10 protein-coding genes are annotated in these 14,127 nt (G+C 62.6%); 3 read left to right on the forward strand and 7 right to left on the reverse strand.

Translation table 11 applies throughout. The features are described 5' to 3' along the window. Nucleotides 1-5: 5 nt before the first annotated feature. Nucleotides 6-2,420 (forward strand): alpha/beta hydrolase family protein, encoded by a 2,415-nt coding sequence (locus K3136_RS01730; RefSeq protein WP_221431214.1) that lies wholly within the window; start codon nt 6-8, stop codon nt 2,418-2,420. A 71-nt stretch (nt 2,421-2,491) separates the two neighbouring features. Here K3136_RS01730 and K3136_RS01735 read toward each other — a convergent pair whose 3' ends face one another. The 4 genes from K3136_RS01735 to K3136_RS01750 form a co-directional block, all read right to left on the reverse strand. Then, nucleotides 2,492-4,297, reverse strand: a complete 1,806-nt coding sequence (locus K3136_RS01735; RefSeq protein ID WP_221431215.1) for an acyl-CoA dehydrogenase C-terminal domain-containing protein — start codon at nt 4,295-4,297, stop codon at nt 2,492-2,494. A gap of 58 nt (nt 4,298-4,355) precedes the next feature. Then, the gene (locus K3136_RS01740; protein WP_221431216.1) at nt 4,356-4,799 is read right to left on the reverse strand and encodes a MerR family transcriptional regulator; all 444 of its coding nucleotides are present in this window, start codon (nt 4,797-4,799) and stop codon (nt 4,356-4,358) included. A gap of 32 nt (nt 4,800-4,831) precedes the next feature. Beyond that, complete coding sequence (gene hisI / locus K3136_RS01745; RefSeq protein WP_221431217.1) at nt 4,832-5,206, reverse strand: phosphoribosyl-AMP cyclohydrolase; 375 nt, start codon at nt 5,204-5,206, stop codon at nt 4,832-4,834. 347 nt (nt 5,207-5,553) lie between these two features. Continuing rightward, a complete protein-coding gene (locus K3136_RS01750; protein WP_345725179.1) occupies nt 5,554-6,357 on the reverse strand; it encodes a double zinc ribbon domain-containing protein in 804 nt (267 codons plus the stop codon). Nucleotides 6,358-6,372: 15 nt separating this feature from the next. On the opposite strand from K3136_RS01750, the gene K3136_RS01755 reads away from it, so the two are divergent. After that, nucleotides 6,373-7,131, forward strand: a complete 759-nt coding sequence (locus K3136_RS01755) for a class I SAM-dependent methyltransferase (RefSeq protein ID WP_221431218.1) — start codon at nt 6,373-6,375, stop codon at nt 7,129-7,131. Here the strand turns inward: K3136_RS01755 and ppdK are convergent. The 3 genes from ppdK to K3136_RS01770 all read right to left on the reverse strand — a co-directional run bounded on the left by ppdK (nt 7,128) and on the right by K3136_RS01770 (nt 12,976). Next, on the reverse strand, nt 7,128-9,836 hold the full coding sequence (gene ppdK, locus K3136_RS01760; RefSeq protein ID WP_425594357.1) for a pyruvate, phosphate dikinase: 2,709 nt from the start codon (nt 9,834-9,836) through the stop codon (nt 7,128-7,130). The genes K3136_RS01755 and ppdK overlap by 4 nt on opposite strands. 72 nt (nt 9,837-9,908) lie before the next feature. After that, nucleotides 9,909-12,080, reverse strand: coding sequence for a glycine--tRNA ligase subunit beta (gene glyS, locus K3136_RS01765; RefSeq protein WP_221431220.1), 2,172 nt, complete (start codon nt 12,078-12,080; stop codon nt 9,909-9,911). Next, nucleotides 12,077-12,976, reverse strand: a complete 900-nt coding sequence (locus K3136_RS01770) for a glycine--tRNA ligase subunit alpha (protein ID WP_221431221.1) — start codon at nt 12,974-12,976, stop codon at nt 12,077-12,079. Before K3136_RS01770 ends, glyS begins: the two co-directional genes overlap by 4 nt. 110 nt (nt 12,977-13,086) lie before the next feature. Here K3136_RS01770 and K3136_RS01775 point away from each other — a divergent pair, with 110 nt between their 5' ends. Beyond that, nucleotides 13,087-14,127, forward strand: coding sequence for a TraB/GumN family protein (locus K3136_RS01775; protein WP_221431222.1), 1,041 nt, complete (start codon nt 13,087-13,089; stop codon nt 14,125-14,127).

The following is a 14,127-nucleotide window of genomic DNA, read 5'->3' on the forward strand; positions in this document are numbered from 1 at the left end:
GCCCCATGAAGAATTTCGTCAGCCTCGCGGCGCTTGCCGTAGCTACCGTCGCAACTCCGCTCGCTGCTCAGACGGCCTACGATACGCCGCCTGCCGCGATTGCCGACATCGTTACCCGCGCGCCCTCGCCCGGCGTGATGATCTCGCCCGATGGCAAGACGATGTTGCTGATGGAGCGCGAGGCGCTTCCACCCGTCTCCGAACTTGCAAAGCCGATGGAGCGTCTGGCCGGCCTTCGGCTCGATGCCGCGATCAACGATCGGCACAATCCGCGCAATGTCGTCGGCCTGTCGCTGCAGGACATCGAGACCGGCGAAGTGCGCCGCGTCGCTCTTCCTGCCAATGCCGACATTTCGGACATGAACTGGTCGCCCGACGGGTCGCAGATCGTGTTCACCAATACGATGGCCGATGGAATGGCGCTGATGGTCCTCGACATTGCGAGCGGCCGGGCGAAGACGGTCATGCGCAATGGCGTGAATGCCATTTTTGCAGAACCGCGCTGGACGCCCGGTGGCGAGCTTCTGGTCCTAACCATTCCCGAAGGACGCGGTGCCAAGCCCGTCGAAAGCCTCACACCGGTCGGCCCCGCGATCCAGGATGCGACCGGCGGGGAAGAAGCCCAGACGCGTACCTATCAGGACTTGCTCAAAGACGCGCATGACGAGGCGACCTTCGAATGGCTCGTCACCAGCCAGCCAAAGCTGATCGACCCGGCAAGCGGCAAGGCACGCAATGTGCTGCCCGCACGGATCTATACGGGAATCGCGCCCTCGCCTGATGGAAAGTATCTCCTCGCCAGCTGGCTGGAGAAGCCCTTCTCCTATCAGGTTCCCTATTACCGTTTCCCGACGACGACTGCCGTATTCACCGCAGATGGCAAGTTGCTGCAGACGATTGCCGAGCAACCCCTTGCCGATAACCTCCCGGTACAGGGTGTGCCGACAGGACGACGTTCGGTCGGATGGCATCCCAACGAGGGGTCGCTCCTTCTCTGGGCCGAGGCGCAGGATGGCGGCGATCCGCGGGTCGAAACCGATGTGCGCGACGCTGTCTTCACGCTTTCCGCCCCGTTCGACGGTTCTCCGCGCGAAATTGCGAAGCTCGAAGACCGCTATTCGGGCTGGTTCGGGATGGAGGATACAGACGACATCATCCTGATCGATTACGACCGCGACACCCGCGAAGTCCGCCAGACGCTGACCGACGTGACAGGCAACGATGCACCGCGTGTGCTCAACCTGCGCAATGTGCAGGACGCCTATGCCGATCCGGGCAATCCGATCTTCGTTCGCAACGAAGCCGGCTACGGCGTCGCCAAGGTCGAAGACGGGACCATGCTGCTGTCCGGCATGGGCGCAAGCCCCGATGGCTACCGCCCCTTCCTCCGCCGTTTCGACATCGCGACAACCGAGACCACCGAGCTGTGGCGCAACGTGGGCGAAAACTTCGAATATGTGATCGACCTTGCCGGCGATAGCGCCGATCGCTTCATCACCTATTACGAAAGCCCCACAAACCCCGGCAATTTCCGCCTTCACGAAGGCGCCGCGGCCCGCTTCGTGACCAATTTCCCCGATCCGCACCCCGAATTGAGCGGCATCGAGCGAGAGCTGATCACCTACAAGCGCGACGACGGTGTCGACCTGACAGCAACGCTCTACCTGCCTCCGAACTACAAGGAAGGCGACAAGCTGCCTGTTGTCGTCTGGGCCTACCCGCGCGAGTTCAACAATGCTGCGACGGCCGGACAGGTCCGCGATTCCAAATATCGCTTCACCCGTGTCGGGGGCTATTCGCACCTCTTCTTCCTCATGCAGGGCTATGCCGTGCTCGACCGTGCCGCGATGCCGGTGATCGGTGACGATCCGGAGACCGTGAACGACACCTTCATCGAACAGATTGTCGCCTCGGCCCAGGCTGCTGTCGACGAGACCGTGCGCCGCGGCTTCGGAGATGGAAAACGTGTCGGTGTCGGCGGTCACAGCTATGGCGCATTCATGACCGCGCACCTGCTCGCGCAGAGCGACATCTTCCGTGCCGGCATCGCCCGGTCGGGCGCGTACAACCGCACGCTGACGCCGTTCGGCTTCCAGTCCGAGCGCCGCATCTTCTGGGACACGCCGGAAACCTACTACAAGCTGTCGCCATTCATGGCCGCCAACAAGATCAACGAGCCCATGCTCCTGATCCACGGCGAGAAGGACAACAACTCGGGCACGTTCCCGCAACAGTCGGAACGCATGTTTGCAGCGATCAAGGGAACGGGTGGGACGGCACGCCTCGTCATGCTTCCGCATGAGAGCCACGGATATCGCGGCCGCGAAAGCGTGCTCCACACGCTGGCCGAAATGATCGACTGGTTCGACACCTATGTGAAGCCGGAAGAAGTGGCCGAGCCCGACGTCGCTGCCGAGTAGAAGACGCCGGACAAAAGAAAAGGGCGCCTCCCTTAGCGGGGGCGCCCTTTCTTGTTGCTGTAATCCGATGCTTAAGCGGCGGTCGCGAATGCGTCCTCGCCCAGCGCCATCAGACTGTCGCTGCCCGCTTCGAGCTTGCGACGCAGTGCGCTGGCATCGGGGAGGTAGCGATCCATGTAGTAGCGCGCGGTCGCGATCTTCTGCTCGTAGAATGCCTTCTCGTCGCCGGCGCTGTCTACCTTGGCAACGGCGACCTTGGCCATCTTCAGCCACATCAGGCCGAGGGTCACGATGCCCATGATGTGCATGTAGTGATGCGCGCCCGCGCCGAGGTGGTTCGGGTTCTGCATGGCATTGTTCATGAACCACATGGTTGCAGCCTGCTGCTGGCCCAGAGCCTTTTCGAGCTGCTCTGCCATGTCCTTGAGTTCATCGATTTCCTTCGCAGCGGCGATTTCATCGCCCACGTGCTTGAAGAAGGCCTGCACTGCCGCGCCACCCTTCTGGGCGAGCTTGCGGCCGCAAAGATCCATCGCCTGCACGCCGTTGGTGCCTTCGTAGATCTGGGCAATACGCGCGTCGCGAACGAACTGGCTCATCCCCCATTCCTCGATGTAGCCATGGCCGCCGAAGACCTGCTGCATGTTGGTGGCGACTTCATAGCCCTTGTCCGTGCCATAGCCCTTGATGACCGGGGTCATCAGGCCGAGCAGGAGGTCGGCCTGCTCACGCTCTTCTTCGCTCGAGGCCTTGTGCGTCAGGTCGACCAGCAGGCCGCCCCACAGGGCCAGAGCACGCATGGCTTCGGTGAAGGCCTTAGCGTCCATCAGCATGCGGCGAACATCGGGGTGGACGAAGATCGGATCGGCCTGCGCCTCGGGCTCTGCCGGACCGGTCAGGGCGCGGCCCTGGCGGCGGTCGAGCGCATAGGCGACCGCGTTCTGGTACGCTACTTCAGCCTGACTGAGGCCCTGGATGCCGACGCCGAGGCGCGCGGCGTTCATCATGATGAACATGGCTGCGAGACCCTTGTTCTCTTCGCCGACCATCCAGCCCTTCGCGCCGTCATAGTTGAGCACGCAGGTCGAGTTGCCGTGGATGCCCATCTTGTGCTCGATCGAGCCGCACATGACGCCGTTGCGCTCGCCCGGGGTGCCATCCTCGTTCACGATGAACTTGGGCACCACGAAGAGCGAGATGCCCTTGGTGCTGTCGGGCGCGCCTGGGGTCTTGGCGAGAACCAGGTGGATGATGTTCTCGCTCATGTCGTGTTCGCCGGCCGAGATGAAGATCTTGGTACCGGTGATCGAATAGCTGCCGTCGCCCTGCGGTTCGGCCTTGGTGCGGATCATGCCGAGGTCGGTGCCGCAATGCGGCTCGGTCAGGTTCATGGTGCCGGTCCACTCACCCGAAACCATCTTGGGCAGGTACATCGCCTTCTGTTCGTCCGAGCCCTTGGCAACCAGCGCCGAGATCGCGCCATTGGTGAGGCCGGGATACATACCGAAGGCCTGGTTGGCGCTCGAGATGAATTCTTCCATCACGAAGCCGAGGACGTGCGGCATGCCCTGTCCGCCGAATTCTTCCGCATGGGCGAGCGTGCCCCAGCCCGCCTCGCGGAACTGGTCGAAAGCTTCCTTGAAACCCGGAGGTGTCGTGACCGAACCATCGTCATTGCGTACGCAGCCATGTTCGTCGCCGACGCGGTTGAGCGGGGCGAGAACCTCGGCGCAGAATTTTCCGCCTTCGTTGATGACCGCATCGGTCACATCGTCGGTCGCCATCTCGAAACCGGGAAGGTTGCTGTAGTTTCCAAGCTCGAGGACTTCATTGATGATGAAGCGCGTATCACGGGTAGGAGCAGTGTAGGTGGGCATTATAGGTCCTTGGAGAGAGTGTCGTTAAGGCGGCAACTCGCCGGGGAGGCTTTTCGGTTCAGTCGATCTGGTCTTCGACGAGCGAGATGAACTCCGACAGTTCCTTGATCGAACTGTCGATGTCCGCGCGCTGCGCCTTGAGCTTCGCGACGTGTTTCCTGCATTTTTCGAGCGTGACGCGGCGCTGTTCGGCCCGCCCGTCATCGAGATCGTAGAGATCGATCATCTCGCGGATCTCGGTCAGCGAGAAGCCGACATTCTTGGCGCGCATGATCCATGCGAGACGCGCACGATCGCGCTTGGAATAGATGCGGGTCAGCCCCACGCGCGACGGGGCAATCAGCCCTTCGTCTTCGTAGAAACGCAACGCACGCGCCGTGCAGCCGAACTCGCTGGTGAGGTCCGAGATCGAAAACTGTTCGCGCTCAAGCTTGTCGGGCCGATCGAGATGCGCGCCGGCGTGGCGGCGATCCTTGTCGGCGTTTGGAAGCGGCTGATTCATGCCGCCTGCATAGTGCAACGTTTACGTAAGCGTCAAGACTTGACGGGTTGGAGAATGCCGTCTTCCAGCCTGCGATAGAAACAGCTGGTCGCGCCCGTATGGCAGGTGGGCCCGGCAGGCCGGCACCGCAGGACGATCGCATCCTGGTCGCAATCGACGAGCATTTCTTCCACCTTGAGGACGTTCCCCGAGCTCTCTCCTTTCTTCCAAAGCTTGCCGCGAGAGCGGGAGTGGAAGTGCGCTTCACCAGTCTGCTGCGTGGCGGAGAGTGCTTCTTCATCCATGAATGCCACCATCAGGACCCTACCGGATTCGGCATCGGTAACGACGGCGCTCAACAGGCCCTTGTCGTCGAACTTCGGTATGAACTGCGTGCCGCTTTCGCGATCTGATTGCGTCTCGGACAATGTTGGCTCCGGATTTTGTATATTTACGACATCTTGTTGCAGGATAACCACAAGCGGGTCTCGAAATCGAACATAGGGCCACAAGTCTGTTGGAGGAATGACCGATTTGGGAGAGAACGCTCTCACAGGTCATGTGAGGCCTGTCCACCGGAACATGTGGTGCCAACAGAGTGCCAGGTTCAGGGGGTCCCGGGTCCGCAGCCGCATGGGGGTTTAAGTGCGGCGCACCCGGTAACGATGAGGGATAGGGCCTGGTGCTAGCTGGGGGGCAAGCACCAACGTCGCAAGACAGGTCCGGTGAATTTCGTCACGTGGCGCCCGGGGTCTTCGGACTCCGGGCGTTTCGCTTATGCAGCGTGCTCCAACGCCTCATCGAGAACCCGTGCAAAGCACGCGATCACCACGGACTTCGCCCCTGCCCGCCTTAGTGCCTTCACACATGCCGTGCTGGTCGCACCGCTCGTCAACACGTCATCGACCAGCACGATGTGCCGTCCTTTGACTGCCGATGGTTTAGCAACCTCGATCGCGCCTGAAAGGGCCTTGGCCCGGGCCTTCGCTCCCATTCCGCCTAAGCTCGGAGTCCGCTTCGTCCGCCTCAAACCATCGACAAGCAATTCTCCGCAGCCGAGCTTTTCCAGTTCGCGGGCGAGCAGCGCCGCCTGATTGAAACCTCTTTGCCATTGGCGCCAGCGGTGCAGCGGCACCGGCACGATCAAATGCTCCTCCTCGCTATTGGGAAGGCGCGCGCTGATCATGCGGGCCAACAAAGGCGCCAGCGCGATCCTCTTGCCATGCTTGAATGCGAGCACGAGCTTGCGCGAGGTGTCGGTATACAGGGTTCCGGCGGCGATACCGTCATGTGGCGGCGGGGAGCCAAGGCAGGGTGCGCAGATCGCTTCCCCCTGCGGACCGCTCTCGCCGAAAGGACGCTGGCAGCTTGCGCAGCTCGGGTCTCCGGGAATCGCGAGGCCCGACCAGCACTCCGCACAAAGCCCGCCGTGTTCGCCGACACTCTCGCCACAGGCAGGGCACCTCGGCGGGTAAACGAGATCGACGAGCGGAGCGATTCCCTCCCCGATGGTCCGGCGCAGTTTGGTTACTCTCCCCACAAGGTCTTGCTGCACCGCTTGCAAGGTCGATGCAAGCACGGCAGGTCCCGCCGCATGGATTCGCAGGCCCCACCCCGCATCTTCAGTCGCACCCGCCGCCGCGCCGGCCTCCGCCGCGCGCTCGTTCGACAGTCACAGCGCGATGCGGCGCGCTATGTCCTTCAGGACATGGTCGAAGATGTACTCGACCGGCTCGAGTTCATGCGCTTCGAACCTGCCCGGGTTCTCGTGATCGGCGACTGGACCGATACCCTCGCGCTGTCATTGCGGGGACGGGGATCCGATGTCGTCGAGGGAAGCGTGCGAACGATCGACGAGGAATTGCCACTCGAGGGTGCTCCGTTCGACCTGATCGTCAGCCTGGCCTCGCTGGACCGCGTCAATGACTTGCCGGGCGCACTCCTCCACATGCGCAGTGCCCTGGCGGACGATGGGATCATGATCGCCAGCATTATTGGGGCGGGAAGCCTGGCAAACCTGCGCCGCGCAATGATTGCGGCAGAGCCCGACAGGCCCGCGGCCCGCATGCACCCGCTCGTGGACAATTCAGCCGCATCCGCGCTGATGCGGCGTGCCCTGTTCAAGCGACAGGTGGTCGACAGCCACAGCCTCGAGGTATCGTTCGGCTCGCTTGACCGGCTTGTCTCGGACCTGCGCGATCAAGGCCTTGGATCTAGCCTCGCCCGCCCTGCTCCGCCACTCGGTAAGGCCGCGCTCGAGAGGGCCAGAACGGCCTTCCTGACGGCCGCCAATGCGCAGGATCGGGTGATCGAAACTTTCGAGATTCTCACCCTAACCGGCTGGAAGAACTAGCGAAGACTGGCTTGCGCTGCTGCAAGCCGGGCGATCGGCACGCGGTAGGGCGAGGCGCTGACGTAGTCGAGACCGGTCTGTTCGCAAAAGGCGATGCTGGCCGGGTCGCCGCCGTGTTCTCCGCAGATGCCAAGCTTGATATCGCCGCGGGTCTTGCGGCCGCGTTCGGCGGCGAGCTCGACCAGCTGCCCCACCCCGTCGATATCGAGGCTGACGAAGGGGTCGCGGGCGAAAATGCCCTTGTCGACATAATCGGTCAGGAAGCGGCCAGCATCGTCACGGCTTACGCCAAGCGTCGTCTGCGTGAGGTCGTTGGTGCCGAAGCTGAAGAACTCGCCCACGTCGGCAATCTCGCCCGCCATCAGCGCAGCGCGCGGCAATTCGATCATCGTGCCGACGAGGTAGTCGACCTGGCAGCCCGAAGCTTCGAAGACCTCACCTGCAACGCGGTCGACCACGGCCTTGAGCAATTCGAGCTCCTTGCGCGTCGCCACCAGCGGGATCATCACCTCGGGCACCGGCGCTTCGCCGCTGTTCTTTGCGACTTCACAAGCCGCCTCGAAGATCGCGCGCGCCTGCATCTCGTAGATCTCGGGATAGGTGATCCCGAGGCGGCAGCCACGATGCCCGAGCATGGGGTTGAATTCGTGCAATTCGCCCGCGCGGCGCTTCAGCTGCTCGACGCTCTTGCCGGTGGCGGTGGCCAGTTCCTCGAACTCGGCATCGCCATGCGGCAGGAATTCGTGGAGCGGCGGGTCGAGCAGGCGGATCGTGCACGGCAGGCCCGTCATCACCTCGAAAATCTTGACGAAATCGGCGCGCTGTTCCGGCAGCAGCTTGGCGAGCGCATCGCGGCGGCCTGCCTCGTCATCGGCGAGGATCATCTGGCGCACCGCGCTGATGCGGTCGGCGTCGAAGAACATGTGCTCGGTCCGGCACAGGCCGATACCCTCGGCCCCGAACTGGCGTGCCATGCGGCAGTCGTTCTCGGTCTCGGCATTGGTGCGGACGCGCATGCGGCGATGCTTGTCGGCCCATTCCATCAGCGTCCCGAAATCGCCGGCGAGCTCGGGTTCGATCGTCGCGACCTCGCCCGCCATGACCTGGCCGTTCGCGCCGTCGATGGTGATCGTGTCGCCCTCTTTCAGCTCGCGATTGCCGATGGTGAGCGTGCGCCCCTCCCGCGCGATCGAGACCTGCGAGGCGCCCGAGACACAGGGGCGGCCCATCCCGCGAGCAACCACTGCCGCGTGACTGGTCATGCCGCCACGCGCGGTAAGGATGCCGGTTGCAGCATGCATGCCGTGAATGTCTTCCGGACTGGTTTCGACACGGACGAGGATGACCTTCTCGCCGCGATTGGCCCACAGTTCTGCCGTATCCGCATCGAGTACGATCTTGCCGCTTGCCGCACCGGGCGATGCCGGAAGTCCGGTCGTCATCACATCGCGCGGCGCATCGGGATCGAGCGTCGGGTGAAGCAATTGGTCGAGCGCCATCGGATCGACGCGCAGGATCGCGGTCTTTTCGTCGATCAGCCCTTCGCCCACCATGTCGACCGCCAGCTTGAGCGCGGCCTTGGCCGTGCGCTTGCCGTTGCGCGTCTGCAGCAGCCAGAGCTTGCCCTGCTGCACGGTGAACTCGATGTCCTGCATGTCGGTATAGTGCCGCTCGAGCAGGTCGAAGAGACGCGCCAGTTCGGCAAAGGCTTCGGGCATGGCTTCTTCCATGCTCGGCTTTTCGGCTCCGGCATTCTCGCGCGCTGCCTTGGTGAGATATTGCGGTGTACGGATACCCGCGACCACATCCTCGCCCTGCGCATTGACCAGCCACTCGCCATAATAGGCTTTCTCGCCTGTCGAGGGATCGCGGGTGAAGGCAACGCCGGTTGCGCTGGTGTCGCCCATATTGCCGAAGACCATCGCCTGCACGTTCACGGCAGTGCCCATGTCGTGCGGAATGTCGTTCAGCCGGCGATAGACCTTGGCGCGTTCTGTATCCCAGCTGTCGAAGACCGCGCTGATAGCGCCCCACAGCTGCTCGATCGGGTCCTGCGGGAACGGCATGCCCAGTTCCTGCTCGACGATGGACTTGTACTCGGCAACCAGCTTCTTCCACTCTTCGGCGGAAAGCTCGGTGTCGGCGTAATAGCCATTGTCTTCCTTGGCGATCTCGAGCGCTTCCTCGAACAGCCCGTGATCGACGCCGAGCACGACGTCGCCGTACATCTGGATGAAGCGGCGGTAGCTGTCCCAGGCGAAACGCTCGTCGCCACTGGTCCTGGCGAGGCCTTCAACCGTCTCGTCATTGAGGCCGAGGTTGAGGACTGTATCCATCATGCCGGGCATCGACACTGCCGCGCCCGAACGGACCGAGACCAGCAGCGGGTCCGACGCATCACCGAAGCCCTTGCCCACGGTCGCTTCGACATGCTTCAGCGCTTCGGCAACATCGCTGCGCAGCTTCTCGCTGAAGTCGCTGCCGCCCGCGAGATACTTGAGGCATTCCTCGGTCGCGATGGTGAAGCCGGGAGGGACCGGCAGGCCGATGCTGGCCATTTCGGCAAGGTTTGCGCCCTTGCCACCTGTCACGGTTTTGTCCTTCTGCCTTGCATTCGTATGCGGTGCGTTTCCGCCGAAGGTGAAGACTGTTTCCGTCACGCAAAAATCCTTCAAACTTGACAAAGGTGACAGTCGGTCACCCATAATCTCGAGCCGCAAACCACCGATAATCCGGGGTTTTTCGGGCGATTGCCGAAGTTGACACTCGCCGGGAAACTATCCCTCTATTCGAGAGAAGTCGGCCACTTTGTGCACCGCAGCACGAAAAGCTGCAAGCAAGTCCAGACGATGTGCCCGCTTGTTTTCTTCATCTGCATTTACCGTCACTTCATCGAAGAAGCGGTCGATCGGTGCACGAAGGGCGGCCAGCGCGGCCATAGCGCCTGAGAAGTCTTCCGCCTCAATGGCTTGCGAGGCCGCCGGTTCCGATTTCGCCAGAGCATCCATCAGGGCCTTTTCGGCAGGCTCTGCTTCGTAGGAAAGCTCTTTCGCGTGGCGCTCGGCCATCTTGGCTTCGACGACGGCGCGCATATCGGGATCGTCGACCAGCGCCAGCGGGTCTTCCTCGCCGGTCCGGGCGATCTCGCCTTCGATGCCGTGCCAGTCTTCCTTCTTGAGGATGTTGGCCGCGCGCTTGTAGCCTGCGAGGAGGTTGGTGCCGTCTTCGCTGCCGAGGAAAGCCGCGAGCGCCCTTGCCCGCGCTTCGACGCGGTCGATGCGCTGGTCGGGCCGCCCGCGCCAACTGCGCGAAGCTTGCACATAATCGTGGCGCACGCCCTCGTCGCGCAATTGTACGGCAAGACGGTCGAGCAGGAAGTCCGCCAGCTTTTCGGCGAGCTTGGGCATCGGCTTGCTCGCCCAGGCATGGACGACTTCGTCCAGCGAGAGCTTGAGTTCGTTCGCCTGCACCAGACGCAGGTAGCCTAGAGCAGCACGGCGAAGCGCAAAGGGATCCTTCGAACCGGTTGGCAAGATGTCGATCTTGAAGAAGCTGAGCAGGTTGTCGAGCTTGTCGGCAAGGCTGACAGCTACGGTAGTCGGCGCGGTCGGCACCTCGTCACTCGCACCAACCGGCTTGTAGTGATCGCGGATCGCCTCCGCGACTTCGACCGGCAGACCTTCGGCTTTCGCGTAATAGCCGCCCATCAGACCCTGCAGTTCAGGGAATTCGCCGACCATTTCGGTGACGAGATCGGCCTTGCTGAGCTCCGCAGCCTGACGCGCAAGCTTGTGATCTCCGTTCGGAGCCTTGGCGTCGAAGACCAGCCAGTCGGCCAGCTTCGCCACGCGGTCGACCTTGTCGGCGACGGTGCCCAGCTTCTCGTGGAAAGTGATGCGCTCCAGACCCTTGGCGTGCTCGGCGAGATTCTTCTTGCGGTCGACGTCCCAGAAGAAACGCGCGTCGGACAGGCGGGCGGCGAGGACCTTGCGGTTGCCGTCGACCACGCGTGCGCCGCCGTCTTCAGCTTCGATATTGGCGGTGCAGATGAAGGCGTTGGCGAGTTTCGCCCCCGAACCATCAACGTCGTCTTCGCAGACGAAATACTTCTGGTTCACGCGGGCGGTGAGCTGGATCGTCTCCGGCGGCACTTCGAGGAAATCTTCCTCGAAGCGCCCGAGCAGCGGCACGGGCCATTCGGTGAGGCCGGCGTTCTCGATCACCAGACCCTCGTCCTCGACCAGCTTGAGACCTGCCTCGGCGGCAACCTTGGTAGCGCCCGAGCGGATAACGTCCTGCCGTTCCTGATGGTCGACTATGACATGACCGGCGCGCAGCTTCATTGCGTAATCGTCGGCATTGCCGATGGTGATGTCGCCCGAGTGGTGGAAGCGGTGGCCGAGCGTGACCGAGCCGGAGGTGACGCCATGCACCTCGCATTCGACCACATCGTCACCCAGCAGTGCGACGATGCCCGAGAGCGGGCGGACCCAGCGCAGGCTCTCGGTGCTGATCGAGGCAGCGCCCCAGCGCATCGACTTTGGCCATGAAAAATCGCGGATGATCGCGGGGATCGCTTCGGCGAGCAGGTCCTTAGTCGCGCGGCCGGGCACGTTCTTCACCGCGAAGTAGGTCGCCCTGCCCTTCACGTCGCGCGCTTCGAGATCGCCCTTTTCGACGCCCGCCTTGCGGCAGAAACCGTCGATAGCCTGATCGGGCGCGCCAACCGGAGGGCCTTTCAGTTCTTCGCTGACGGCCTCGGTAGCTTCGGGCAGACCGCGCGCGATCAGCGCAAGGCGTCGCGGGGTCGACCAGACGGTGATCTCGCCCGTCGTGACACCGGCAGCGTCCAGCTCTCGGCGAAACAGCTTTTCGAGTTCGGCGCGCGCGCCAGCCTGCATACGGGCCGGGATCTCTTCGCTGCGCAGTTCGAGGAGGAAGTCGCTCATTTCGACCACTCCGGATATTTCTCGGCCCACACGGGCGCTTCCTTTTCCATATGCGCTTCGCAAGCCCCGCGAGCGAGGTCGCGGACGCGGCCCATGTAGCTGGCGCGTTCCTGCACGCTGATCACGCCGCGCGCCTGCAGCAGGTTGAAGATGTGGCTGGCCTCCACTGCCTGCTCGTAAGCAGCGATGGGGACGTTGTGCGCGAGCGCGTTCCTGCACTCGGCCTCGGCCTTGTTGAACAGGTCGAACAGCGCGTCTGTCTCGGCGACCTCGAAGTTCCACTTCGACATCTGCTTCTCATTCTCGAGGAAGACGTCGCCATAGGTGACGCCCTTCCCGTTGAAGTCGAGATCGTAGACGTTGTCGACGCCCTGGATATACATGGCGAGGCGTTCGAGGCCGTAGGTCAGCTCGCCTGCGACCGGCTTGCAGTCGAAGCCGCCCATCTGCTGGAAATAGGTGAACTGGGTGACTTCCATCCCGTCGCACCAGACTTCCCAGCCAAGGCCCCACGCTCCCAGCGTCGGGCTTTCCCAGTCGTCTTCCACGAAGCGAATATCGTGCTTGAGCGGATCGATACCGATCACGCGCAGGCTTTCGAGATACAGGTCCTGGATGTTCGCCGGGCTCGGCTTCAGGATGACCTGGTACTGGTAATAGTGCTGCAGCCGGTTGGGGTTCTCGCCATAGCGGCCGTCGGTCGGACGGCGGCAGGGCTGCACGAAGGCCGCGTTCCACGGCTCGGGCCCCAGCGCGCGCAGCGTGGTGGCGGTGTGGAAGGTGCCCGCGCCCATACGCATGTCGTAGGGCTGCAGGATAAGGCACCCGTTCGCGCTCCAGAAATCGTGGAGCGCAAGGATCATGTCCTGGAAGGATTTTTGCGGATTACGGTCCATGGAGCGGCGCAATGGCGCAAGGGCGAAAACGGGTCAATGCCGCAATGCAGCGACAATTGCGCTTCCGGATAGGCGTGCTTATGGTCTCCCCAAGTATTTGAAGGGGTCCAATGAAGAATTCACCGTTCGTGGTCGCACTATCGGCAATGTTGCTTGTGCCGATGACCAGCCCTGCCTGGGCGCAGGACAATAGCGTTATCGAAGCGCCGCAGGAGCAAAAATCGATCCGTAATGCCGGGATCGTGACGCCCTACACGCTTCGCAAGCCCGATCCGGTCGTCCAGGATTACGAACCTGCCCCGGCCATCTGGCTGCTGGAAGACGAAGACACCAAGATCTACATGTTCGGCACGATCCACGTGCTTCCCGAAGGCTTCAAATGGCGCAACGGCGTCTTCGACCGGATCGTCGGAGAAGTCGACGAGCTGGTGGTGGAAACCAGCGACGCCGATTCCGATGCGGGCATGCAGACATTCTTCGCCGAACTGATGGCCGATGCCGACACGAGGACACCCACATCACAGCGGCTCACCCCTGAATCGGGCGAGAAATGGCTCAAGCTCGGTCAGCTTGCGGGCATTCCGCAGGAACAATTCGATCTCACTCCGCCCCTCCTCGCGATGTTCGGCGCGGGTCTCGAGATGATGGAGGCGCAAGGGTCGGAGCATGAATACGGCGTCGAGACCGTGCTGGAGGCGGAATTCGCCGCGGCCGGAAAGCCGATCGGGTCGATCGAGGATTCGCTCGACGTCTTGCGCTCGCTCCTCGCAATCGACGAGGACCTGCTCATCAAAGAACTCGAAGAGGATCTCGCCGCATGGGATGGCGGATCGATCGACACGCTCGGCGTAGAGGAAGAGGAAAGCGTAGAGCCTGCCGAAACTATCGCCCCCTTCCAGAGCGAGCACGACTGGGCACAGGGTGAAACCTCTGACCTGAGCGATCTTGGGTTTGGCGATAGCGAATTCGGCCTCGAGGTCGAGCGAGTACTCCTGGAGAACCGCAACGCGAAATGGACCGTCTGGCTGGAAAACCGCCTCGATCAACCCGGCAGCATACTGCTGGCAGTGGGTGCAGCACATCTTGCCGGCGATGTCTCGGTGCAGTCGATGCTCAGTGAACGCGGCCTCGAGGTGAAGCGAATCCAGTAA

The organism is Qipengyuania gelatinilytica (genome assembly GCF_019711315.1).
Taxonomy (GTDB): domain Bacteria; phylum Pseudomonadota; class Alphaproteobacteria; order Sphingomonadales; family Sphingomonadaceae; genus Qipengyuania; species Qipengyuania gelatinilytica.